Genomic DNA, 21,880 nt, shown 5'->3' on the forward strand with positions numbered 1-21,880 from the left:
GCACGATGTTGGACAGGTTCGGCAGCGTCGCTGACCCGCTGGTCGAGATCAATGGACTGACGGTCGCCTTCGACGGCGTGAAGGTGTTGCACGGCATCGATCTCTCGGTCGCACGCGGCGAGGCGGTCGGCCTGGTCGGCGAGTCCGGCTGCGGCAAATCGGTGACCTGGCTGGCAGCCCTCGGCCTGCTGCCGAAGAAGGCGAGCGTCTCCGGCAATGTCAGGCTGGGCAGCACGGAACTGATCGACGCCGAACCGGACGTGCTGGACACGGTGCGTGGTGGGCGCATTGCCATGATCTTCCAGGATCCGGCGAGCGCGCTCAACCCGGTCCTTCGCCTCGGCAAGCAGGTGGGCGAGGCCCTGGCGCTGCATGGCGGCCTCTCGGGTGCGGCGATCAGGGCGGAGGCGAAACGCCTGTTCGATCTCGTCGGGATTCCAGACGCGGCGCGCCGCCTCGACGCGTTCCCGCATGAGCTCTCGGGTGGCCAGAACCAGCGCGTAATGATCGCCATGGCGCTCGCCGGCAAACCCGACCTGCTCGTGGCCGACGAACCGACCACGGCGCTCGATGCCACCATCCAGGCGCAGATCCTCGAGCTGTTGACCAAGATCCGGCGCGAGACCGACATGGCGCTCGTGCTGATCAGCCATGATCTCGGCGTGATATCGCAGACCTGCGACCGGGTCTGCGTGATGTATGCCGGGCGGATCATCGAGACCGCCGAGGCTCAGTCGCTGTTCGACGAGCCGCTGCATCCCTACACGCAGGGCTTGATCGCGGCGCTGCCGCCGCTGGAAGGCGTGCGCCGCAGGCTCGACCCGATCGAGGGCAATGTGCCCGAGCCTTGGAACCTGCCACCCGGCTGCGCCTTCGCGCCACGTTGCCCACGGCGGGGCGAGGCCTGCGACGCAGGCGTGCCACCGCTGGCCTGGAAGGCGCCGGGACGCTTTGCGGCCTGCATCAAGGCGCTTCAAGCGGAACCTGTCCGTCCGCGGAAGCCGGTCTACGCATGAGCGCTCCCTTGCTTCAGACGAGAAATGTCGCGCGCTGCTACGGCATGCGCAAAGGCCTGCTGGGCCGATCTATCGAGGTGCGCGCCGTCGACGGCGTCTCGCTGACGGTCGAGCGTGGCCGGACGCTTGGCCTCGTCGGTGAATCCGGCTCCGGCAAATCGACCACGGGCCGGCTCGCGCTCGGGCTCGAGAAGCCCGACGCGGGGGATGTTCTGTTCAACGGCGCTCCGATGCCGGCCACGGACACCTTGGCCTGGCGCCAGATGCGCGCGCGCATGCAGATGATCTACCAGGACCCGCTGGGCGCGCTCGACCGGCGTCTCCAGATCGTCGAACAGGTGCGCGAGCCCTTCGACGTGCATGGGCTCGGCGAGCCGAAGGAGCGTGAGGCGCTGGCCTTCGCGTTGCTGCAATCGGTCGGCCTGCGCGCCGACCAGGGCCGGCGCTACCCGCATGAACTCTCCGGAGGGCAGCGCCAGCGCGCTGTCATCGCCCGCGCGCTTGCCACCAAGCCGGACCTCCTGGTCTGCGACGAGCCGGTCTCGGCGCTCGACGTCTCCATCCAGGCCCAGGTGATCAATCTCCTGGTCGATATCCAGCAGGAACTCGGCCTCGGTCTGCTCTTCATCAGTCACGATCTCAAAGTGGTCAGGCAGGTCAGCCATCGCGTCGCGGTGATGTATCTCGGCCGGATCGTCGAAGAGGGCGAGGCCGATCTGCTGCTCTCCAATCCGGCACATCCCTATACCGAGGCCCTGGTCTCGGCCGCGCCGGTGCCCGGCCGCCGCACGCGCCCCCGAATCGTGCTGCAGGGCGACCCGCCGAATCCTGCGGCGCGCCCCTCGGGATGCGCCTTCCACCCACGCTGCCATGCGGCGCGCGAGCGCTGCAAGGTCGAGAGCCCGTTGCTGAAGCCGATGCCGGACGGCCGGCTTGCTGCCTGCCATGTCGCGCATGACCAGGCCAACTTCCTGAAGGCGGCGAGCTGATGCTGCGTTTCTTCTTTCTGCGTCTCGGGCGCGCGGCGCTGACCGTTGCCCTCGTCGTTACTTTCGCCTTTGTCGTGCTCAGGCTTTCGGGCGATCCGGCGCTGATCATCATGAGCGTGGATGCGCCGCCCGAGGCCATTGCCGCCTTCCGCAAGGCCTGGGGCCTCGATGATCCGATCTGGCTGCAATATCTGCGCTATTTCTCGGCGATTGGGCAGGGTGAGCTTGGCCAGTCGATGCGCGACGGCCGGCCGGCTCTCGAACTCGTCGCCGAGCGCATTCCGGCCACGCTGGCGCTGACCCTGCCGGCGCTTGCGCTCAAGCTCGGCATCGGCATCCCCGCCGGCATCTATGCCTCCCTGCATCGCGACAGCCTGATCGACCGCATCGTCATGGTCACGGCGGTCGCGGGCTTCACGGTGCCGAGCTTCGTGCTCGGCCTGGTTCTGGTGCTGATCTTCTCGGTCCAGCTCGGATGGCTGCCCTCCGGCGGCCAGGAGAGCTGGCGCCACGCCATCCTGCCGGTGTTGACGCTCGGCATTGGCGGCGCCGCAGTGCTTGCCCGCTTCACCCGCAGCGCCATGCTCGAGGTGCTCGGCCAGTCCTATATCCGCACGGCCAGCGCCAAGGGCGTGCCGTGGCCTGCCGTAGTGCGCGGCCACGCGCTGCCCAACGCCGCAGTCCCGACCGTCACCATCGTCGGCTTCATGGTCGGCAGCCTGATCGCCGGCGCAGTGGTGGTCGAGAGCGTGTTCTCATGGCCGGGCGTCGGGCGGCTGCTGGTGGTGTCGGTCGCCAACCGCGATCTTGCCATCGTGCAGTGCATCCTCCTGCTGGTCGCGATCACCATGGTCAGCGCCAATCTGATCGTCGATCTGCTCTACGGTGTGCTCGATCCACGCCTGCGCAGCGGCGCCAAGGCGGGAGGGCATTGAGATGGCCGATATCACAGCCACCGGCGCCACCCCTACCTCCGTCGACAAGACTGCCCCGCAACCGAAGAACCGCATCCCGCTGCTGGTCTGGTTCGGGCTGATCTGGATCGGCTTCATCCTGATCGTGGCGCTGACGGCGGACTGGATCACGCCCTATCGTTTCACGGCCTACGATCTGCGCAATCGGCTTTCGCCGCCCGGCCATGTGCTGCACTGGCTCGGCACGGACGAACTCGGCCGCGACGTGCTCTCGCGCCTGATCATTTCGATCCGCATCTCGCTGCTGGTCGCCTTCGGGGCGACCGTGATCTCGGCGGTGTTCGGCACGGTGATGGGCTTTCTCGCCGCGCATTTCCGCGGCTGGGTCGAGCAGTTCGTGCTGATGCTGGCCGATTTCCAGGCGGCGATGCCCTTCCTGATCCTTGCGTTGTCGGTGCTTGCCTTTTTCGGCAATGCGCTGCCGCTCTTCATCGGGCTGATGGGGCTCTACGGCTGGGAGCGCTATGCCCGCATCTCGCGCGGCCTGGCGATCTCGGCAGGGGCGCAGGGCTATGCCGGGGCTGTGCGCCAGATCGGGGCAAGCCCGGCACGCGTCTACCTGCGCCATATCCTGCCGAATATCGCCTCGACGCTGATCGTCTCGATGACGCTGACCTTTCCTGAAGTCATCCTGCTCGAGAGCGGGCTCTCCTTCCTAGGGCTCGGCGTGCAGCCTCCGATGACCAGCCTCGGCAATATGGTCGGCTATGGTCGCGAATATCTGACCCGTGCCCCCTGGATCATGCTCGCGCCAGCCTGCACCATCGTGCTGACGACGCTGGCGGTGAGTCTCGTCGGCGACTGGCTGCGCGACCGGCTCGATCCGACCCTGCGCTGATCCTGGAGAGACAACATGCATCCCAATGGCGTCCGCGGTTTCGGCATCACGGCTCCGCGCCCCAAGAGCGACCTCTCCGATTTCGCGGCGATCCTCGACAAGGTCGAGACGCTCGGGGTCGAGTCCACGGAATTGCCGATCTTCGACATGGACCTGATCATCGGGGGGCGCATCCGCCGTCCGCATCTCGATCTGCTCAAGCGAGCCTGTGCCGGGCGCAAGCTCGCCTATTCCGCGCATGGTCCGCTGGCGATCAATTTCTTCGATGATCCGGCCCGCCTGCCGCGCCATTTCGAGGTGCTGAAAGCCTCGCTGGAGATCGCGGCCGAGGTCGGCGCCGTGCATTACGTCATGCATTCCGGGGTCATGCCGGCCCAGCCCGGCGAGGTGGTCGAGGCTGCCTATGACCGCCAGCGCGAATGGCTGTCGAGGGCCGGGGATGTGGCGCGCGAGCTCGAGCTCCTGCTTTGCGTCGAGACCATGTTCGGTGGCCACCACGGCAGGATGCACGCCTCGATGCCGTCGCGGCTCGCCGAGGAACTCGTCGAGATCGGCCACTCCCATGTCTGGGCGACGCTCGATTTCAGCCATTCCTACCTGCGCACAGGCTATTTCGGCGGCGACTATCTCAGCGAGATCAAGGCGCTTGCCCCTCTCGCCAAGCATCTGCATGTGCACGATTCCTTCGGCCGGGCTGATGCGATCGAGACCTACAGCCTGAGCGAGAAGCTTGCCTTCGGACACGGCGACCTGCATCTGCCGGTCGGCTGGGGCGACATTCCCTGGCAGGAGCTCATGGAGGCCTGTGTCTTCCCGGACGGTGTCCTCTTCAACATCGAGCTCAATCCGCGTTTCTGGTACGCCGCCGATGAGTGCGTGGCTGCAACACGGGCGCTTGCGATGCAGGCGCTGACCAGCGGCCTGAGGAAGAGCGCATGAGCAAACCCGCCAAGGCTGCAGCCGCCCGCGTCGTCATCGGCGTCTTCGATGGCCTGCGCCCGGACTTCATCACGCCCGAGCTGATGCCGAACCTGGCGCGTTTCACAGGGCAGGGCACCTGGTTCCGCGAGGCGCGCAGCGTCTTTCCGTCGATGACGCGCGTGGCCACCACGTCGATCGCAACGGGTGCGCCGCCAAAGGTGCACGGCGTCGTCGGCAACGCCTTCCTGTTCCCTGAGGTGACCCGCGAGCACGCGCTCGACATGAGCCGCGCCGACGATATCGCACTGGCGGAGGCTGCGACCGGTGGAGGCCTGGTCGAGGCCGAGAGCTTCGGCGATGTGCTGGCGAAGGCCGGCAAACGGCTCGCCGTGGTCCATACCGGTTCGGCCGGCTCTGCCTATCTGATCAATCCGCGTGCCAGGGCCAACGGCCACTGGACCTTCTCGATCCTCGGGCGCGAGCACAGCCAGACGCCGGACGCGGTGGACGAAGTCGTCGCGCGCTTCGGGGCGCTGCCGCCGCGCAGCCTGCCCCGCTTCGAGGAAATCGATTACGCGGAACGGGTGCTGCGCGAGCATGTGCTGGCCGAGATGAAGCCCGACGTCGCGCTGATCTGGTTCAATGAGCCCGACACCTCCTTCCATTACCGCTTTCTCGGCTCGCCCGAGACGCTTGCGGTACTCAGACATGTCGATGCCGCCTTCGGCAGGCTGCTTGAATGGATCGAGGGGCAGCCCGATGCCGAGCGCTATGCCGTCGTCGCGGCCTCGGATCACGGCCAGATCTCGACCAAGGGCGAGCTCGCTCTCTCCGAGTTGCTGCGTGGGCAAGGCCATGCCGGTCGCCGTGCCGCCGAGCGCACGCTGGCCGGCGCCTGCTTCTCGATGACGGGCGGCAATATGGGGGAAATCCGCATCCTCGAGGGAGGAGCGGCCCGGCGCGACGCGATTGCCGCCTGGCTCCGGGAGCAGGACTTCCTGGGCATGCTCTTCGCGAAGGCCCGCAACGAGGTCGAGGGCGAGGTCGAGGGAAGTTTTGCGCTCTCGCTGGTCGATCTCGATCACGCGCGCCAGCCCGATCTCATCTATGTCCTGCGCTCCGGCGACGAGCCCGACAGCTATGGCAATCCCGGGCTCGGGCTCCTGACCAAGTTCGATGTGCCGGTTGGCGGCGGCATGCATGGCGGGCTCAACCGGCACGAACTCAACACCGTCCTGGCCGTCCGCGGTGGCGGCTTTGAGTCCGGGACGAAGGATGACCGCGCCTGCGGCATCATCGATATCGGCCCCACCGTGCTCGGCCTGCTCGGCCTTTCACCGGCTCAGACGATGCTGGGCCGGAATCTGGCGCAGCCGGCGACGGAGCAGCGGACCCGTTCGTTCGAGACCGGCACCGGCGGGTTCCGTCAGCGCCTCGAACGCGTCGACCGCGAGGGATCGCGCATCATCCTCTCCGGCGCGCGAGGCTGACCTCGGGGGCGGGAGCACGTTCCGCTCCTGTCCGAAGCGCATCGAAGCGAGGCGCCCGGCCCCTTCGACATGCTTGCCGTCGTGCCGGTCATCCCAGCCACCGGGATGAGCGGGCAGCTAGAGTTCGCGCTCCGTCTCACTCTCCTCCCGCACCGGAGCGACCAGGAGATTGGGGCCGAGGGGGCGCCCGGCTGAGGGATGCTTCGGCCCCTCAGTTCGCATGGCCATAGGCATCGGCGGCGTCGTCCGCGCCAGGATCATCCGCCCCAGCATCATCCACACGCCGCTCATCATGAGCGGAGATCCAGGCGGAGAGCCCGGGCAGGCGCTCGCCGGACGCCGCGAGTTGGCGCAATGTCGCCCGCACGGCGTGACGCGCAAACCGATCCTGTGGGGCGGGAACGGTGGAGGGGGCGGCTCCTGCGGCAATGGCCGCGAGCACGCTCTCCTTCAACCGGACCAGTTCGACATCGCCATAGCGCATCAGCAGGTCCTGGAACTGCTTCTGGGCCGTCGCATAGAACGGTGTCGGCCGGCCCATCGCATCCTTGACCGGATGCGCCGGCACGAGATGAGCACAGGGCACGAGGCCTGCCGGTACGAGCTCGGTGGCGGCATGCGTCCGGCCGGAGCGCATCAGCTTGGGCAGGACATGGGTATGCGGCCCCTCGGGGCTCTTGCCGTCTGCCGGGGGGATTGGCTGGTAGACTTCACAACGGCCGAAACGGGTGATGAAGACGCGATGCGGCCCGGCTGCGACGATGGCGGCCATGGTGGTGTTGCCGGCCTCGAAAAGCGGGCGGCCGCATGCGGCGCGCAAGGCTGCGATCAGCCCCGGGGTGCTGGTTCGGATGCAGATGTCGACCTGCAGGGTATCGAGGCCCATGTCGAAGAGAAGGCCCTCGCGATCCTGCTCGCGCAGCGCGTCGCCGTCGGGGCCGAGCTCGGTCAGAACCGTGCGCCGGCTCATCGCGCAGGCGGTCTCGGGCAGGCAGAGCGCGAGGCGGTGGCTCCAGCCCTGGCCGGTCGCGGATTCCGATGCGAAGGGCGTCACGCCGGTCAGATTGCGAAAGCCAATGCCGCCGCGCGCAGTCGTGGCCGCAAGGAGATGAGTCTTATCAGTCAGCTGAACGGGTTCGTTCGAATCGCGCATGAACTCGGCGATGGCGCCAAAGGTGCCGAGATTCCATTGCGAGGCTGGATCGGCGAGATGAGCGCGCAGGAGCGCACGAATGTCGTCAGGGGCTGTCATGTCACGACTGTTCCGATGTAAGGCGCCGCCAAGGCAGCAGGTAGGGTGCGCCGGCTTCCGAACCGCGGGCCGCGGTAATGCCGAAGACGGCAGCAAGGTTGGCGTCGTTGAGGACGATTCCGGGCGAGCCATCGGCAATGAGCCTGCCGCGATCGAGCAGGATCAGGCGATCGCAGAAACGCGCGGCCAGCGTCAGATCATGCAGGATGACCGCTACCCCGGTGCCGCCGGCAGCCGTCCGGTGCAGAAGCTCCATGACCTCGAGCTGGTGTAGCGGGTCGAGCGCCGCGAGAGGTTCGTCGGCGAGCAGGATCGGCGCCTCGACGGCGAGCGCACGCGCCAGCAGCACGCGCATGCGCTCGCCGCCCGAGAGCGTCTCGACTGTCCTGTCGGCGAACGCCGTGGCGTCGGCCGCTGCGATGGCGCGCGTGATTGCGGCGCGATCGGCCTCGTTCTCGCCGGCAAAGGGCTGGCGATGCGGCAGCCGCCCAAGCCCAACGAGGGCCTCCGCGCGCATCGACCAGTGTACCGCGCCGCCCTGCGCAAGGAAGGCGATGCGCCGCGCCAATTCCTTGCGCCCGAGCGACTTGGCGGTCAGCCCGTCGTAGCGCACCTGGCCGGAATCGGGCGTGACCAGGTCGGAGAGCACGCGCAGCAAGGTCGTCTTGCCAGCACCGTTGGGGCCGATCAGCCCGACCATTTCGCCTGCCGAAAGCGCGATATCGATGTCGCGCAGGATCGGCTTCCCGCCGAGCGTGAGCGAAACTCCCGAGGCTTCGATCTTCATCAGACCTCCCGCCGCAGGCGATGGATCAGGTGGAACAGGAAGGGGGCTCCGATCAGCGCCGTGACCACACCGAGCTTCAGCTCGGGCCGGATCGGGGCGAGGCGCAGAGCGGTATCGGCTGCGAGCGTCAGGATCGCTCCGCCAAAACCGCTGACGAGCAGCAGCCGGCCCGGTCGGTTGCCGACCAGCGGGCGCAACAGATGCGGCACGACGAGGCCGACGAAGCCGATCGCGCCGGTGACCGCGACCGCGCTGCCGACGGCGAGTGCAGCTCCGCCGATTAGTCGGGCGCGCAGCCAGGTCAGGTCGAAGCCGAGACTCTTGGCCGTGTCCTCGCCCAGGGTGAGAGCGTCGAGGGCAGGTGCGGTCGAAAGCAGCAGCAGCCAGCCGAGGAGCATCGGCGGCAGCACGAGCCAGACATGGAGCAGGCTGCGATCCGCGAGCGAACCCATCAGCCAGAATACGATTTCCAGCGCGGCGTAGGGATTTGGCGCGAGGTTGAGCGCAAGCGCGGTCATCGCACCGGCGAAGCTGTTGATCGCAACGCCCGCGAGGATCAACGTCATCGTTCCGGCGCCGCGCCCCATGAAGGCGTAGAGCAGAAGCGTTGCCAGTGCGGCGCCGGCCATGCCGCCCAAGGGGAGGGCGAGCGCCATCGTCGCCGACAAGCCGCTGTAGAAGACCACGACCGCGCCGAAGGCGGCGGCGCTTGAAATTCCGAGGATTCCGGGTTCGGCAAGCGTATTGCGCAGCAGGCCCTGCATGGCGGCGCCGGCAAGCCCGAGACTGAAACCGACGAGCGCGCCCAGCAGCGCGCGCGGCAAGCGCAGCTCGACAAGGACGAGCGCCGGCAGGGTCTTCCGTCCGGCGAGGGCGTCGGCGAGGGCCGCCTTGATGTCGAGTGGGGCATACCCCACCGCCATGGAAACGAGCATCATGGCCAGCATCAATAGGGCCAGCATGACAATGAGCCGCGCCAGCTTCGGCGTCGTCGCTCGTACCGTTTCCTGAACCGCCAATGTCATGAGCGCGATCCTTGCGTACGGGAGGCGGCAAGCAGCTCGATCGCATCGAGCACGGCCGGTCCGGCGCAGGTCCAGAGTTTCGAGGGGAGGGCGACGAGCCTGACCCGCTCGCCGAGCTTCGTCAGGAGCGGATGATGAAGGATCTCATGGGCGAGCGAGGGCGGCCCGCCCGGCGTGGTGTTGAGGATCAGCATGTCGGCCTGTCCGAGCGCGACGGTCTCCAGCGCGATCTGGCCGTAATTGTCGATGCCGAGTTCGGCGGCGAGATTGGTCAGGCCGGCGCGGGTCAGGATCTCGTCCACCAGCGAGCCGCGCCCGACCGTGAACCCGTTCGGCCGCAGGACCAGCGCCCTGGGATGGCCCGCGCTTTGGTTGGCGGCGAGCGTGTCGAGGCGCCGGTCGATCGCTGCGATCAGGGCCGCGCCGCGTTCTGGCTCGCCGAGCAGGGCCGCCATCTCGGCGATCTGGGCACGCATTTCAGCGAGATTGCGCGGCACCCCGAATTCGCGGACGGGAACACCGGCCTTCTTCAGCAGCGCGACCGTGCTGCGCGTCGTGTAGGCGCCAGCGATGATCAGATCGGGCTTGTAACTCAGCACCTCCTCCACCAGACCGTGATTGGCCGGGATGGTCTTGGCAATCTCGGCCATGTTGGCGTTGCGCGGGTCCTGCGAGAGCCAGGTGACCGAGGCGATGCGCTCGCGCTCGGCGAGCCGCAGCACCAGTTCGTCCGAGCACATGTTGAGCGAGACGATGCGGGATGGCTTGGCCGGCGTTTCGGCGGCCGTCAGGCCGCCGAAACCGAGCAAGAGGCCAAGCGCCAGAACGGCGCCGCGAGTCATCGCGCGGGCCGCCCAAGGCTTCACAGCGTTACCTTCAGGCCGCCATAGGCGCTCAGACCCGGCACCAGGAAGCCGACGGGGTTCTCGTAGCGCTTGTCCAGCAGGTTATCGATGCGGCCGAAGACACTGAGCCTGTCCGTCGCCTTGTACTCGGCGGCGAGATTGACGATGGCCGCACCCGGCGCCCGCATGCGCGAGATCGAGAAGTCACGGTTTCCGTCGACGCGCTCACCCACATAGATCAGCGTCGCCGAAAGGGTGAGCTTGTCAACCGGGGTCCAGCTCGCCGTCACGCTGGCCTTGTGACGGGGACGGCGCAGCAGTTCCTGCCGGGCGATGTCGTCCTTGGCGATGGTGAAGGTGTAGTCGGCCCGCACCTTGAACTGCGGCGAGATTTCGAGCGCGGTAAAGGCCTCCACCCCCTTGGTCGTGGCCTTGCCGATATTGGCATAGGAGTTCCGCGCCACGTTGGTGACGATCAGGTTCTCGATGTCGTTGTGGAAATAGGTGGCGCCGAACCGGACCTTGTCATCGAGGAGAGGCTGCTCGAAGCCAAGATCCCAGCCGCGGCTTTCTTCCGGCTTCAGGTTGGGATTGCCGAAGAAGTTGAAGGCCGGGCGAGAATCGCTGAAACGCTCGCTCAGGGTCGGGGCCTTGAACCCCGTGCCATAGCTCCCCTTCAGCTTGGTTTCGATTTCCGGCACGATATAGGCTGGCGCGAAGCGGTAGGTCGTGTGGCCGCCAAAGGTCTCGTCATCGTCGTAGCGGATGTTCGAGACCATGAAGAGCCGGTCGCCGAAATTCGACTGGAGTTCGGCAAAGGCGCCCGTATTGCCGTTGGATGCCGTGAGCGCGCGGGTTTCCAGCCGTTCGCGCTCGTATTGCAGACCCATCACCAGGGTCTGCCCCTTCATCAGCTCAAGGTCGCCGCGCCAGTCGACCTTGGTGCGCTCGCCGAGATTCTCCGTCGGCAGGCCGAGGATACCAATCGCATTCGGCGTGCGGCCGGTGCGGTCCTGATTGCTGTAGGACAGGCCGAAGCGATTGACGAAGCGCCCACCAAGCGGATCCCAGACGACCTCTCCGCGGGTGAAGGCCTGCTTGTAGTCCTGGCTGCTGCGGAAGCTGCTGGGCGTGCTCGGAAAGCCGGAATCGCCGGTGAAGAGCAGGTAGCCGTCAGTGTAGCGGCCGACCCAGTTCAGCGACAGCGTATCGGACAGCGCGACGCCGAACCGGGCCGAATAGGTCCAATTGTCGTAGGAATTCGGGTTGACGCGGCGCCCCGACGGCACGAGCCCGGGAGGCGTCACCGGGGTCGAATCCGATTTGAAATGGGCGATGCTGAGGGCGTAGTTGAAGCGGTCATCGCCGCCGCTGAGGCCGACCGACTGGTTGAAGGTGCCGTATGAGCCGGCCTCGGCTCGGGCCGTGAGCTTCGGCGGACCCTCGCCACGCTTGGTGGTGATCGAGATGACGCCGCCCAGCGCGTTGGCGCCGTAGAGGCCGCTTTGCGGTCCGCGTAGCACTTCGATGCGCTCGATGTCGTCGGTCAGCATCGAGCCGAAATCGAAGGAGCGGTTCGGGGTCGACGGGTCGTTGGCCTCGATGCCGTCGATCAATACCTTGACGTGGTTGGAGTTGGTGCCGCGGATGAAGACCGAGGTCAGCCCGCCCGGCCCGCCGGTCTGCACGATATTGAGGCCGGGAACGGCGGCGAGCGCCTGCGGCAGGGTCCGGCGCTGCTCGCGCTCGATATCACCGGCAGTGATGACGGTCACGGAATTGGCGATCTCGCGCGCTGGCGTGGGTCGCGTCGTCGCGCTGACGACGATTTCGTCGAGGGCAATCGATTCGGTGGCTGACTGGGCGGATGCCTGGTTGGCGGGGAGGGAGCCGGCGGAGACAAGGAGCGACAGGGTGATGAGCAGCCGGCTGCGCCGGGCAACCTTGGGAGGACGGATCACGATGGAACCTCGGGCGTTGACGTCTGTGGCACGTCACCGCGAACGCGAGGCCCCGTCCGCTGCCCTTAGCCAGCGTGCAGTTCAACAAGCGATCGAAACACCCCGTCCGAACGTGTTCGCGTGTGACCACGGCTGACGGCAGGTCTCCTGGCTCGCGGGTCGGTGCCTTGTCGCCGCCTTCCCAGGTCCGAGGGCCCCAGTGGCGTGTGGCGAAAGGCTCGCCGCTTACAGTTGCGGGGGCAGCCACGGCATTGAATGGCGAACCATCCGCACCGCATTCCCTTTTGATCCCCTAAGGGAACCGTCGCTGGCGAGGTAAGGCCGGAACGGCCGCTGCGTCAATGATCGTTGGTGCGGGTGTCCCCAGGCGAACGCAGGTCGTCATCCCTCAAAATGCGCCAGCTCGGTCCCTCGAGATCGCTGAACTGGCCGGTGCGCATGCACCAGAAGAAGGCCGCCAACCCCAGCAGTCCGAGACCGAGTGCCAGGGGGAACAGGATCACCAGGATATTCATGACGCCACTCCCGTATTCTGCCGCGGCAGGCCGCGTCCCGCGCGCAGCGCGTTGAGCGTGACCACCAGTGACGAGCCCGACATCGCGACGGCTGCGACGAGCGGCGTCGCGAAGCCCGCGACGGCAATCGGCACCGCGACGGCATTGTACAGCACCGCAAACCAGAGGTTTTCCAGCATGAGGTTGCGCGCCCTGCGGGCGATGCGCAGGCTGTCGGCGACCGGCATCAAGCTGTCGCCGATGAAGACAATGTCGGCCGAGGCCTGCGCCAGGTCGGTCGCGCTGATCGGCGAGATCGAAACATGGGCCTTGGCAAGGGCCGGAGCGTCGTTGAGCCCGTCGCCGATCATCAGCACCTTGCGCCCCTTGGCGCTGAGCCGGTCGAGCGCCTTGAGCTTCTCGTCGGGACGCAGGCCGGCTTCGGCCTCCGTGATACCGAGGGCCGAGGCGACCGGCGCGACAGCTTCGCTTCGGTCGCCGGAGAGAATGCGGATCTCGAGGCCGAGACCGCGTAGCGCGGCGATACAGTCGCGCGCCTCCGGCCGGATCTTCTGATCGACCGCGAAGATGGCGCATTCAGTGCCATGGCGCCAGGCGATCAGGGAGGCTGAGGGATGGCGCGCGGCGACGATGGCGGCTTCCGCCCCGGCCTCGCAATAAGCGACGCTGCCGAGACGGGTCTCGATCCCATCCACAATCGCGCTCAGGCCTGCGCCGTGATTTTCGCTGACATCGCTCGCAGGAGCAGGATGGCCGGCGGCACGGGCGATGGCGCGGGCGAGAGGGTGGCGGCTCGCGGCTGCCAGCCTGCCCGCCGCCTGCAAGGTTGCGGTATCGATCTCAGCGCCATTGACCAGATCGGGGTCCGGCAGGGTGAGGGTGCCGGTCTTGTCGAAGACAGCGACATCGGCTTCGGCCAGGCGCTCCAGCGCATCGCCCTGTTTCAGCATGACCTTGCGCTTGAACAGGGCAGACGCAGCAACGACCTGCACGGCCGGAATCGCCAGCCCCAGCGCGCAGGGGCAGGTGATGATCAGGACGGTGATGGCGATGATCAGTGCTTCGGGCCAGGGCAGGCCGAAGGCCATCCAGCCCAGCAGGGTCGCGAGCGCCGTGGCGTGGACGAGAGGGGCGTAGACCCTTGCCGCCCGATCGGAAAGCTTGACATAGCGGGAGCGGCTTTCGACCGCGCGCGCCATCAGGGCATCGATCTCGTCGAGCAGGGTGCCGCTGGCTGCGGCTTCGACCTTGACGGTCAGGGCCCCGGAGAGGTTCACGGTGCCGGCATAGACCTGCGCGCCGGCCATGACGGCATGCGGCAGGGTTTCACCGGTGACGAGGCTCTGGTCGATTTCGGAGGAGCCGGTCTCGATGATGCCATCGACACTGACGCGCTCGCCCGGCTGGATCAGGACGCGGTCGCCGGGCACGATGGCCGCGATCGGCGTCACCATCGCCTCGCCATTCGGCATCAGCCGGGTCGCGGTTTCGGCCTTCAACGCGGCAAGATTGCCAGCGAGGTCGCGCGTGCGGCGGCGCATCAGCTGGTCGAGATAGCGCCCGATCAGCAGGAAGAAGATCAGCATCACCGCGCCGTCGAAATAGGCATGCTCGGCGTGGTTCCAGGTCACCACCACCGACATGCCGAGCGCGAGCACGATGCCGAGCGTGATCGGCACGTCCATGTTGACGGCGCGGGCGCGCAGAGCCCGGAGCGCACTCTCGAAGAAGGGGCGGCCGGCATAGGCGGCGGTTGGCAGGGCAATCAGCGCCGAGAGCCAGTGAAAGAAGTCGCGCGTGACCGGATTGATGTCGCTGCTATTGCCCGACCAGACCGAGACGGAGAGCAGCATGATGTTCATCGAGGCGAAGCCGGCGACGCCGAGATAGCGCAGCAGCCGCCTTTCCTCGCTTGTGTCGTCCTCACGGCCGGAGGCGGGCAGGAAAGGGTAGGCCTTGAAGCCGAGCCGGGAGAGGCGCTCGATCACGGCCTCTGGGCGCAGTACGCCTTCCGTCCATTCCACCGTGACGCGCTTCAGCGCGAGATTGACCCGGGCGCTGAGGATACCGGTCTCATGGGCAAGGCCGTTCTCGATCGCGTGCATGCAGCCGGCGCAGCGGATGTTCTCCACCGCGAGTTCCATGCCCGCGACGCCGCTTTCGCGATGGCGGATGAAGACGGAGAGATCCTGCTGCGCGGCCATGAGCCTCACTCCTTCAGCATCATGCGGCTGCGGGAGGAGAAGGCCGGGTCCCGATCGCGCTTTGCCTCGACCACCAGGGTCCAGGCGCCGGCATGCAGCCCCGGCACCGTCGCGGAATAGTGGCCCGGGGCAGTTTCGGTCAGCGTCACCTCGCGGTCCTGCTGCCGCGTCGCCGGGTGCTGGAGCTTCGCCTCGACTGCGAGCCCTGTGACAGCTGCGCCCGCCTTGTCCTTCAGCAAGAGCGAAACGACCGCGTCGGCGCCGGCACGCACGACCTCGCTCTGGGCCAGCCAGCCGCGTGCGGCCTGGGCCTGCATGCGCGCGATCTCGCCGTTGAAGCGCTGGCTGGTCTCGTAGGCGCTCTTCACATCGGCGCCGGGCATCGTCCGGATGGCCGAGACCATCATCACGCCATTGACGCCCGCGACCACGATGAAGAAGCCGATCATGCCGAAGAGCACGGCACGCCCGCTGAGCTCGAAGGGCCGGCGCCGAGTTGGCGCCGGTGGGGCTGGAAAATCGATCGGCATGATGAAGCCTCCGCAACAGGTCATGATGCGTTCTCTAGGGAGCGATGAAATGATCCCCGGCGGTCACGACCTCTCCGGCGAACAGGTCGGATGCGGTGAAGGTGATCGTCTGGGATTTGTCGAGAGGAATGCCGGCCGGCACTGTCACCAGCGCGCGGATCTCGCGCGAGGAATCGGGGTCGACCGTGATGATCGGGCGAAGATCGGCCGTCGCCTGGGTTCCGACGGTCTCGACCCGGATACCGGGCAGGCCGGAGACGGTGAGCGCGAAGGGACGGGAATCCGGGCGTTTGTTCAGCAGGCGGATGGTGTAGGCGTTGCGGATCGAGCCGTCGCTGAGCGTCACGAAGAGCGGGGTGCGCTCGTGCAGCACGGAGATTCCCGCCGTGCTGCGGGTTGCGAGCTGGTAGATCATGGCTCCGCCGACGAGCCCGATCAGCGCGGTGTAGATCAGGGTGCGGGCGCGGATCAGGCGATAGACCGGCTTCTGGCCAGCGATACGCCGCTTGACGTTGTCGTCGGTGTCATAGGCGATCAACCCGGCCGGGCGGTTGATCTTGAGCATGACCGTATCGCAGGCATCCATGCACAGGCCGCACTGGATGCAGTCCATCTGCGAGCCATCGCGGATGTCGATACCCGTCGGGCAGACCGCGACGCACTGGTAGCAGTCGATGCAATCGCCAGCCGGCTCGTTGGCGGCACGCAGGCGCGTGGCCTGCTTGACCGAGACGCGCGGATCGCCGCGATCGTAGCGATAGGTGACGTTGAGGGCGTCGTCGTCGGTCAGCGCTGCCTGGATGCGCGGCCAGGGACACATGAAGGTGCAGACCTGCTCGCGCATGATCCCGGCGAGCGCATAGGTGGTGAAGGTCAGGATGCCGATCCAGACATAGGCCGAGAGCGGAGCCGTGAAGGTCGCGAGTTCCCGCACCAGGGTTGGCGCATCCGCGAAATAGAGCACCCAGGCGCCGCCGGTCCACCAGGCGATCACGAGCCAGACCAGGTGCTTGCCGGTCTTCCGGGCGAGTTTGTCGGCGGTCCAGGGCCCCTCGTCGCGCTTCATCCGCTCGCGCCGGTCGCCCTCGAAGGCGCGCTCGACGGCGAGGAAGAGGTCGGTCCAGACGGTCTGCGGGCAGAGATAGCCGCACCAGACCCGGCCAGCGACGGCATTCATCAGGAACAGCATGAAGGCGGCCAGGATCAGCAGGCCGGTGAAGTAGTAGACCTCCTGCGGCCAGATCTCGATGAAGAAGAAATAGAAGCGGTTATTGGCGATGTCGGCGAGCACTGCCTGGTTCGGCAGGTTGGGGCCGCGGTCCCAACGCAGGAAGGGCAGGAGATAGTAGATGCCGAGGCAGAGGACGAGGATGAGCCACTTGGCGCGCCGGAACGGGCCCGACACGCTCTGTGGGTAAACTTTCTTCGACGGCGCGAAGAGCGGAGCGTCTTCGCTTTCCGCGAGTGCCATGTCATTGGCCTCCGCCGAGCGAGTGGACATAGACGGTCAGCGCCTTGATCGTGGTCGGGTCGAGACGCTGGCCCCAGGCGGGCATGACGCCGTTGCGGCTGTTGGTGATGGTCTCGGTCAGGGACGCGAGATCCATGCCGTAGAGCGAGATGGCGTCGGTCAGGTTCGGCGCGCCGAGCTCTTGATTGCCCTTGCCGGCAGGCCCATGGCAGGCCGCGCAATTATCGGCGAAGAGCTTGCGGCCGAGTGCGAGGTCAGCCTTGGGGGCAGTCGACAGTCCGGCCAGTTCGCGCACATGGTTGGCGACCGCGCTGATCTCGTCCCTCTTCAGCATGCCGTCGCGCCCGAAGGCCGGCATCTGGCTGACGCGGGTGTCGTTGTTGCCGGCGACGCGGATGCCGTGCTGCAGCGTGGTCTGAATCGCGGCAAGCGAGCCGCCCCAGAGCCACTCGTCGTCATTCAGGTTGGGATAGCCCTTGGCGCCGCTGCCGCCGACGCCGTGGCAGGCGGCGCAATTGTCGCCGAAGGCGGCCTTGCCCTGTGCCATGGCGACGCGAAACAGGGCGGGGTCGGCCTTGATCTGCTCGAGCGAGGCGTCGGCGAGGCCGCTGGCCAGCGCGGCGCGATCCTTGCGCATGACCGCGAGATCGTCCTCGATCTCCTGTCGCGAGGCGTAGCCGATGACGCCCCTGGTCGCGTCGGTCAGCAGCGGCCAGGCCGGGTAGATGACCCAGTAGCCGACCGACCAGATGATCGTGGCGTAGAAGATGCCGAGCCACCAGCGTGGCAGCGGGGTGTTGAGCTCGCGGATGCCGTCCCACTCGTGACCGGTGGTCGACTGGCCGGTGGCGGCATCGAATTCCGAGGCAGGGTCGTGATGCTTGTTCATGGCTCAGTCCTCCCGCAGGGGAGTGCGGGCGGCCTCGTCGAAGCGCGCGCGGTTGCTCGGCCAGAGCGCGTAGAGGCAAATGGCCAGAAAGGTGCCGACGAAGTAGAGTAGGCCGGCGGATTGGGCGAAGCCCGCGAGCCAATGGTAGGTCGAATCCATGGTGCCCTCGCTCAACGGATGTTGGCCTTGGTGTCGTAGAGCTTGAAGTCGACGAGCGTGCCGAGGACCTGCAGGTAGGCAATCAGCGCATCGGCTTCGGTGACCCGCTTGGGATCGCCGTCGAAATCGCGAATCTGGACCTTGGGGTAGCGCGCTTCGAGTTCGGCCGCCTTGGGGTGGTCGGGCGTGGCCTGGGCCTCGAGGTCGCTCGCGGCTTGCGCGATCATCTCGTCGGTATAGGGCACGCCGCCGCCGCGATTGGCGCGCAGGTGATCGGCGATGTCACCGAAACGAAGCTCGGTTTTCGCCAGGAAGGGGTAGCCCGGCATGATCGACTGCGGCACCAGCGCGCGCGGCTGGTTGAGGTGGCCGAGATGCCATTCGTCGGAATACTTGCCGCCGACGCGGGCGAGATCCGGACCGGTCCGCTTCGAGCCCCACTGGAAGGGCTTGTCGTACATGCTCTCGGCTGCCAGCGAGTAGGGTCCATAGCGCTCGATCTCGTCGCGCAGCGGCCGGATCATCTGGCTATGGCAGTTGTAGCAGCCCTCGCGGACATAGATGTCGCGGCCGGCGAGCTCCAGCGGCGTATAGGGCCGCATGCCTTCGACCTTCTCGATCGTGTTGCGGAGGTAGAAGAGCGGCGCGATCTCGACGAGACCGCCGACCGAGATGACCAGCAGCACGCCGATCACCAGGATGATCGAGTTGGTCTCGAAGATCTTATGCTTGAGCCAGAGCGACTTGCGCGGAGCCGGGTTTTCAATGCTCGACATCTGAGCGTTCCTTACTGCGCGGGGACGAGCTGCGGCTGCAGTGCATGGTCATCGCTCGGGGCGTCGACCGTGCCGTGCCTGACCGTCATCCAGAGATTGAAGGCCATGATCAGCGCCCCGGTCAGGAAGAGCCCGCCACCGAGCGCCCTGATGACGTAGTAGGGCTTCATCGCAGCCACGGTTTCGATGAAGGAGTATTCGAGGAAGCCGAGCGAGGTGTAGGCGCGCCACATCAGGCCCTGCATGATCCCGGAGACCCACATCGCCGAGATGTAGAAGACGATCCCTAGCGTCGAGATCCAGAAGTGCCAGTTGACGAGCTTCAGCGAATACAGCTCACGCCGGTTCCAGAGCCACGGCACGAGGCAGTAGATCGCGCCGAAGGAAATATAGGCGACCCAGCCAAGCGCGCCGGAGTGGACATGCCCGATCGTCCAGTCGGTGTAGTGCGAGAGCGAGTTCACTGCCTTGATCGACATCAGCGGACCTTCGAAGGTCGACATGCCGTAGAAGGCGAGCGAGACCACCATCATGCGCAGCACGGGGTCGGTGCGCAGCTTGTCCCAGGCGCCTGACAGCGTCATCAGCCCGTTGATCATGCCGCCCCAGGAGGGCATCCAGAGCATGATCGAGAAGGTCATGCCGAGGGTCTGCGCCCAGTCGGGCAGGGCGGTGTAGTGCAGGTGGTGCGGCCCGGCCCAGATGTAGAGGAAGATCAGCGCCCAGAAATGGATGATCGAGAGACGGTAGCTGTAGACCGGGCGACCGGCACGCTTCGGCACGAAATAGTACATGATCGCGAGGAAGCCGGCGGTGAGGAAGAAGCCGACCGCGTTATGGCCGTACCACCACTGGAACATCGCATCCTGGACGCCGGACCAGACGACATAGGATTTCGGTGAGAGGATCGAGACCGGCAGCGCCAGATTATTGCCGATATGCAGGACGGCGATGGTCAGGATGAAGCCAAGATAGAACCAGTTCGCCACGTAGATGTGCGGCTCTTTGCGTTTGGCCAAGGTCGCGAGGAATACCAGCAGATAGACCACCCAGACGATGGTCAGCCAGAGATCGGCATACCATTCGGGCTCGGCGTATTCCTTGCCCTGAGTGATGCCGAGCAGATAGCCGGTGCCGGCGAGCACAATGAAGAAGTTGTAGCCGAGGACGACGAACCACGGCGCGATGTCACCGGCCAGACGCGCACGCGAGGTGCGCTGCACGACATAGAAGGACGTGCCGATCAGCACATTGCCGCCGAAGGCGAAGATCACCGCCGAGGTGTGAAGCGGGCGCATCCGGCCGAAATTCGTCCATGGCAGGTCGAAATTCAGGTCGGGGAAGGCGAGCTGAAGCGCGATGATCAGGCCGACTGTGAACCCGGCGATGCCCCAGACCATCGCGGCCACGGTCGCGAACTTGACCGGGTCCATATTGTAGTTCGGCTTGCCGTCGATCTCCTGTGGCGCGGGGCTCGGCGCCGGACTGAAGCAGCGATTGCCGATCAGGAACACCGCGACGAGCGAGGCGACCGCCGCAAGGCTGATATGGAAGGCATAGGCCGGATCGGGCGTCAGGGCGGCGATGATGAGCAGCGGCAACACGCAGCCCGCCGCCAATACGAGGCCTCCCATTTCTCCCGTCGTCGCGCGCCTGATCGGATACCCTGTCGCCGCCATGGCCAGCCCTCGTTTGCTGCAGCGCATCAATGCTGCCAATCGAGAGCGTTAGCGAAGCGGAGCGGGACGGGCCTTGATGCAGATCAACGCAACCTGAGGAGGGTTCCTTTGTTGCGCTGCGGAATCAGCAAGGGCGCCGTCCAACCGGCGCCCTTCAAGCTGCGGGAACTGCGATCAGGCCGCTGCGACCAGTTCCATATGGTCGGTGTTGAGCAGGCGCACGCCATCCGGCACGATCAGGATCGTCTTGTCCTTGGCGAGCTTGGTGAAGGTGCGGCTCACCGTTTCGATCGTCAGGCCGAGGAAATCAGCGATGTCCTGGCGGCTCATCGGCAGCGGCACGGTCACGGACGGCTTGCCGAGCTTGGCCCAGCGGTCGCGCATGGTGAGCAGGAAGCAGATCACCCGCTCTTCTGCGCTGCGGCGGCCGAGCAGCATCATCTGCTCCTGGGCCAGCGTGAGTTCATGGGTGGCGAACTCATGCAGGCGACGCAGCAGATGCGGCTTGGCATTGACCAGCGAGGCATAGGCCGAACGCGAGAAGGCGCAGGCCGAGACCGAGTCGACCGCATCGGCGGAAAAGCCGAAGGCATCGCGCATCGCCAATCCAAGGAAATCGCCCGGCAGCGCAAAGCCGATGATCTGTCGGCGTCCGTCCGGCAGCAGCTTGTAGAGCCGCACCATGCCTTCGACGATGTTGTAGACCGAATGCGCGGGATGGTCCTGAACGAAGACCGTTTCCTTGGCATCGAACGAGGTGTGATGGGAGAGAGCGTTGAGCTCTTCGAGCTCCTCGACGGATAGCGACGCGCACACGCTCGCGAGGCGGACCTTGCAGGCAAGGCATCCGCTGTCCCGTCTTGAATCGTTGCCGCAAGCGGCCTGCTGGCAGTCCACGCGTTCGTACCTCCGTGAACAAGGGAGCATCACACCTTGTTCCCAGTCATTCAAACCCTAGCCGGGACGGCGAGGGCGCTCCTTGATCTGCATCAATGCAGACGATTGGGTGTTCAACTCTGCTGACATATCTCCGCTCAGCAGTTCGGCAATCGTAATGGAAGATATTTTCGAGGCGGTACGCGTCACATCGCAGCAGGCACAGGCAGCCTATGCATTGATGGCGATGGCGAATCCGGGCCTCAGTATCAGTGACTGGGCGGCTTACTTACGCCGCTACGACAAGGAGACAGGCCAGGAGCGCGGCCTGATTGCTCTGTATGACCGGCGTCGCTGCATCCACGGGATCTTCGCTTATGAGATCGCCCAGCCGCTTTCCCGGGAGGCGACGCTCAATGTCTCCGAACTGGCCTCGGTGCGCCTGCCCGGGACCGTCCTGATCGATGCCCTGATGCGTTTCGCCAATACTCTCGCCGGAGAGCTCAATCTTCCGGCCATCGCGCTCGAACTCGAGCCCTCTGCCGTCTGGGCGCAGGACCAGGTGGCCATGGAGCAGCGGGGCTTTGCGCTCGAACGGGTCAGGATGCGGGGACGGACCTGGTAACAGCTCACGAAATCGTCGCAGTGACACCAGGGGAATCTGGGTAGGGTCGCGCAGTGCC

At 66.3% G+C, this 21,880-nt stretch carries 21 protein-coding genes and 1 riboswitch; of the genes, 7 read left to right on the forward strand and 14 right to left on the reverse strand.

Annotation, left to right across the window (positions count from 1 at the left end; all coding sequences use genetic code 11):
• The first annotated feature begins 5 nt into the window (after positions 1-5).
• The 6 genes from AC1DGP_RS12410 to AC1DGP_RS12435 are packed head-to-tail and all read left to right on the forward strand — an operon-like array spanning position 6 to position 6,228.
• Positions 6-1,016, forward strand: a complete 1,011-nt coding sequence (locus AC1DGP_RS12410) for an ABC transporter ATP-binding protein (RefSeq protein WP_441506008.1) — start codon at positions 6-8, stop codon at positions 1,014-1,016.
• Positions 1,013-2,005, forward strand: a complete 993-nt coding sequence (locus tag AC1DGP_RS12415; protein WP_441505895.1) for an ABC transporter ATP-binding protein — start codon at positions 1,013-1,015, stop codon at positions 2,003-2,005. Before AC1DGP_RS12410 ends, AC1DGP_RS12415 begins: the two co-directional genes overlap by 4 nt.
• Positions 2,005-2,940, forward strand: coding sequence for an ABC transporter permease (locus tag AC1DGP_RS12420; RefSeq protein ID WP_441505894.1), 936 nt, complete (start codon positions 2,005-2,007; stop codon positions 2,938-2,940). Before AC1DGP_RS12415 ends, AC1DGP_RS12420 begins: the two co-directional genes overlap by 1 nt.
• Positions 2,936-3,817 carry an ABC transporter permease gene (locus tag AC1DGP_RS12425; RefSeq protein ID WP_476776344.1) on the forward strand — a complete coding sequence of 294 codons (882 nt, stop codon included), beginning with the start codon at positions 2,936-2,938 and terminating at the stop codon, positions 3,815-3,817. Before AC1DGP_RS12420 ends, AC1DGP_RS12425 begins: the two co-directional genes overlap by 5 nt.
• Before the next feature lie 15 nt (positions 3,818-3,832).
• Positions 3,833-4,756, forward strand: a complete 924-nt coding sequence (locus tag AC1DGP_RS12430; protein ID WP_441505891.1) for a sugar phosphate isomerase/epimerase family protein — start codon at positions 3,833-3,835, stop codon at positions 4,754-4,756.
• Positions 4,753-6,228 carry an alkaline phosphatase family protein gene (locus AC1DGP_RS12435; protein ID WP_441505890.1) on the forward strand — a complete coding sequence of 492 codons (1,476 nt, stop codon included), beginning with the start codon at positions 4,753-4,755 and terminating at the stop codon, positions 6,226-6,228. The genes AC1DGP_RS12430 and AC1DGP_RS12435 overlap by 4 nt, the downstream gene beginning before the upstream one ends.
• Positions 6,229-6,439: 211 nt before the next feature.
• On the opposite strand, the gene AC1DGP_RS12440 is transcribed toward AC1DGP_RS12435, so the two are convergent.
• The 14 genes from AC1DGP_RS12440 to AC1DGP_RS12505 form a co-directional block, all read right to left on the reverse strand.
• Entirely contained in the window at positions 6,440-7,480 is a 1,041-nt protein-coding gene (locus tag AC1DGP_RS12440; RefSeq protein ID WP_476824685.1) for a DUF6925 family protein, read from the reverse strand.
• Between the two features lies 1 nt (position 7,481).
• Positions 7,482-8,267 (reverse strand): ABC transporter ATP-binding protein, encoded by a 786-nt coding sequence (locus AC1DGP_RS12445; protein ID WP_441505888.1) that lies wholly within the window; start codon positions 8,265-8,267, stop codon positions 7,482-7,484.
• The gene (locus tag AC1DGP_RS12450; protein ID WP_476832192.1) at positions 8,267-9,292 is read right to left on the reverse strand and encodes a FecCD family ABC transporter permease; all 1,026 of its coding nucleotides are present in this window, start codon (positions 9,290-9,292) and stop codon (positions 8,267-8,269) included. The genes AC1DGP_RS12445 and AC1DGP_RS12450 overlap by 1 nt, the downstream gene beginning before the upstream one ends.
• A complete protein-coding gene (locus AC1DGP_RS12455; RefSeq protein ID WP_441505886.1) occupies positions 9,289-10,134 on the reverse strand; it encodes an ABC transporter substrate-binding protein in 846 nt (281 codons plus the stop codon). Before AC1DGP_RS12455 ends, AC1DGP_RS12450 begins: the two co-directional genes overlap by 4 nt.
• 20 nt (positions 10,135-10,154) lie before the next feature.
• Positions 10,155-12,098, reverse strand: coding sequence for a TonB-dependent receptor plug domain-containing protein (locus AC1DGP_RS12460; RefSeq protein ID WP_441505885.1), 1,944 nt, complete (start codon positions 12,096-12,098; stop codon positions 10,155-10,157).
• Positions 12,099-12,218: 120 nt separating this feature from the next.
• Positions 12,219-12,419: riboswitch (cobalamin riboswitch) on the reverse strand.
• 17 nt (positions 12,420-12,436) lie between these two features.
• Positions 12,437-12,613: a cbb3-type cytochrome oxidase assembly protein CcoS gene (ccoS, locus tag AC1DGP_RS12465; RefSeq protein ID WP_113515886.1), complete on the reverse strand. Its 177-nt coding sequence runs from the start codon at positions 12,611-12,613 to the stop codon at positions 12,437-12,439.
• Positions 12,610-14,817 carry a heavy metal translocating P-type ATPase gene (locus tag AC1DGP_RS12470; RefSeq protein WP_441505884.1) on the reverse strand — a complete coding sequence of 736 codons (2,208 nt, stop codon included), beginning with the start codon at positions 14,815-14,817 and terminating at the stop codon, positions 12,610-12,612. Before AC1DGP_RS12470 ends, ccoS begins: the two co-directional genes overlap by 4 nt.
• Before the next feature lie 5 nt (positions 14,818-14,822).
• Entirely contained in the window at positions 14,823-15,347 is a 525-nt protein-coding gene (locus AC1DGP_RS12475; protein ID WP_441505883.1) for a FixH family protein, read from the reverse strand.
• Between the two features lie 34 nt (positions 15,348-15,381).
• Entirely contained in the window at positions 15,382-16,818 is a 1,437-nt protein-coding gene (gene ccoG, locus AC1DGP_RS12480) for a cytochrome c oxidase accessory protein CcoG (RefSeq protein WP_476832193.1), read from the reverse strand.
• Between the two features lies 1 nt (position 16,819).
• Positions 16,820-17,707: a cytochrome-c oxidase, cbb3-type subunit III gene (gene ccoP, locus AC1DGP_RS12485; protein WP_441505881.1), complete on the reverse strand. Its 888-nt coding sequence runs from the start codon at positions 17,705-17,707 to the stop codon at positions 16,820-16,822.
• A 3-nt stretch (positions 17,708-17,710) separates the two neighbouring features.
• Entirely contained in the window at positions 17,711-17,866 is a 156-nt protein-coding gene (locus AC1DGP_RS12490) for a cbb3-type cytochrome c oxidase subunit 3 (protein WP_043235436.1), read from the reverse strand.
• Between the two features lie 11 nt (positions 17,867-17,877).
• Positions 17,878-18,642 (reverse strand): cytochrome-c oxidase, cbb3-type subunit II, encoded by a 765-nt coding sequence (ccoO, locus tag AC1DGP_RS12495; RefSeq protein ID WP_441505880.1) that lies wholly within the window; start codon positions 18,640-18,642, stop codon positions 17,878-17,880.
• 11 nt (positions 18,643-18,653) lie between these two features.
• The gene (ccoN, locus tag AC1DGP_RS12500) at positions 18,654-20,321 is read right to left on the reverse strand and encodes a cytochrome-c oxidase, cbb3-type subunit I (protein WP_441505879.1); all 1,668 of its coding nucleotides are present in this window, start codon (positions 20,319-20,321) and stop codon (positions 18,654-18,656) included.
• 174 nt (positions 20,322-20,495) lie between these two features.
• Complete coding sequence (locus AC1DGP_RS12505) at positions 20,496-21,248, reverse strand: helix-turn-helix domain-containing protein (protein ID WP_441505878.1); 753 nt, start codon at positions 21,246-21,248, stop codon at positions 20,496-20,498.
• 52 nt (positions 21,249-21,300) lie between these two features.
• Between AC1DGP_RS12505 and AC1DGP_RS12510 the strand changes: the two genes are divergently transcribed.
• A complete protein-coding gene (locus AC1DGP_RS12510; protein WP_441505877.1) occupies positions 21,301-21,822 on the forward strand; it encodes a hypothetical protein in 522 nt (173 codons plus the stop codon).
• Positions 21,823-21,880: the final 58 nt, after the last annotated feature.

It is taken from the genome of Allobosea sp. 05T433, from assembly GCF_056396065.1.

Excerpts from the sequence above, each read along its gene's own strand:
- AC1DGP_RS12490 (WP_043235436.1), bottom strand. The coding sequence starts at position 17,866 with ATGGATTCGACCTACCATTGGCTCGCGGGCTTCGCCCAATCCGCCGGC.
- AC1DGP_RS12440 (WP_476824685.1), bottom strand. The coding sequence starts at position 7,480 with ATGACAGCCCCTGACGACATTCGTGCGCTCCTGCGCGCTCATCTCGCC.
- ccoS (WP_113515886.1), bottom strand. The coding sequence starts at position 12,613 with ATGAATATCCTGGTGATCCTGTTCCCCCTGGCACTCGGTCTCGGACTG.
- AC1DGP_RS12420 (WP_441505894.1), top strand. The coding sequence starts at position 2,005 with ATGCTGCGTTTCTTCTTTCTGCGTCTCGGGCGCGCGGCGCTGACCGTT.
- ccoO (WP_441505880.1), bottom strand. The coding sequence starts at position 18,642 with ATGTCGAGCATTGAAAACCCGGCTCCGCGCAAGTCGCTCTGGCTCAAG.
- AC1DGP_RS12430 (WP_441505891.1), top strand. The coding sequence starts at position 3,833 with ATGCATCCCAATGGCGTCCGCGGTTTCGGCATCACGGCTCCGCGCCCC.
- ccoG (WP_476832193.1), bottom strand. The coding sequence starts at position 16,818 with ATGGCACTCGCGGAAAGCGAAGACGCTCCGCTCTTCGCGCCGTCGAAG.
- ccoN (WP_441505879.1), bottom strand. The coding sequence starts at position 20,321 with ATGGCGGCGACAGGGTATCCGATCAGGCGCGCGACGACGGGAGAAATG.
- AC1DGP_RS12455 (WP_441505886.1), bottom strand. The coding sequence starts at position 10,134 with ATGACTCGCGGCGCCGTTCTGGCGCTTGGCCTCTTGCTCGGTTTCGGC.
- AC1DGP_RS12450 (WP_476832192.1), bottom strand. The coding sequence starts at position 9,292 with ATGACATTGGCGGTTCAGGAAACGGTACGAGCGACGACGCCGAAGCTG.
- ccoP (WP_441505881.1), bottom strand. The coding sequence starts at position 17,707 with ATGAACAAGCATCACGACCCTGCCTCGGAATTCGATGCCGCCACCGGC.
- AC1DGP_RS12415 (WP_441505895.1), top strand. The coding sequence starts at position 1,013 with ATGAGCGCTCCCTTGCTTCAGACGAGAAATGTCGCGCGCTGCTACGGC.
- AC1DGP_RS12470 (WP_441505884.1), bottom strand. The coding sequence starts at position 14,817 with ATGGCCGCGCAGCAGGATCTCTCCGTCTTCATCCGCCATCGCGAAAGC.
- AC1DGP_RS12505 (WP_441505878.1), bottom strand. The coding sequence starts at position 21,248 with ATGCTCCCTTGTTCACGGAGGTACGAACGCGTGGACTGCCAGCAGGCC.
- AC1DGP_RS12435 (WP_441505890.1), top strand. The coding sequence starts at position 4,753 with ATGAGCAAACCCGCCAAGGCTGCAGCCGCCCGCGTCGTCATCGGCGTC.
- AC1DGP_RS12410 (WP_441506008.1), top strand. The coding sequence starts at position 6 with ATGTTGGACAGGTTCGGCAGCGTCGCTGACCCGCTGGTCGAGATCAAT.
- AC1DGP_RS12445 (WP_441505888.1), bottom strand. The coding sequence starts at position 8,267 with ATGAAGATCGAAGCCTCGGGAGTTTCGCTCACGCTCGGCGGGAAGCCG.
- AC1DGP_RS12475 (WP_441505883.1), bottom strand. The coding sequence starts at position 15,347 with ATGCCGATCGATTTTCCAGCCCCACCGGCGCCAACTCGGCGCCGGCCC.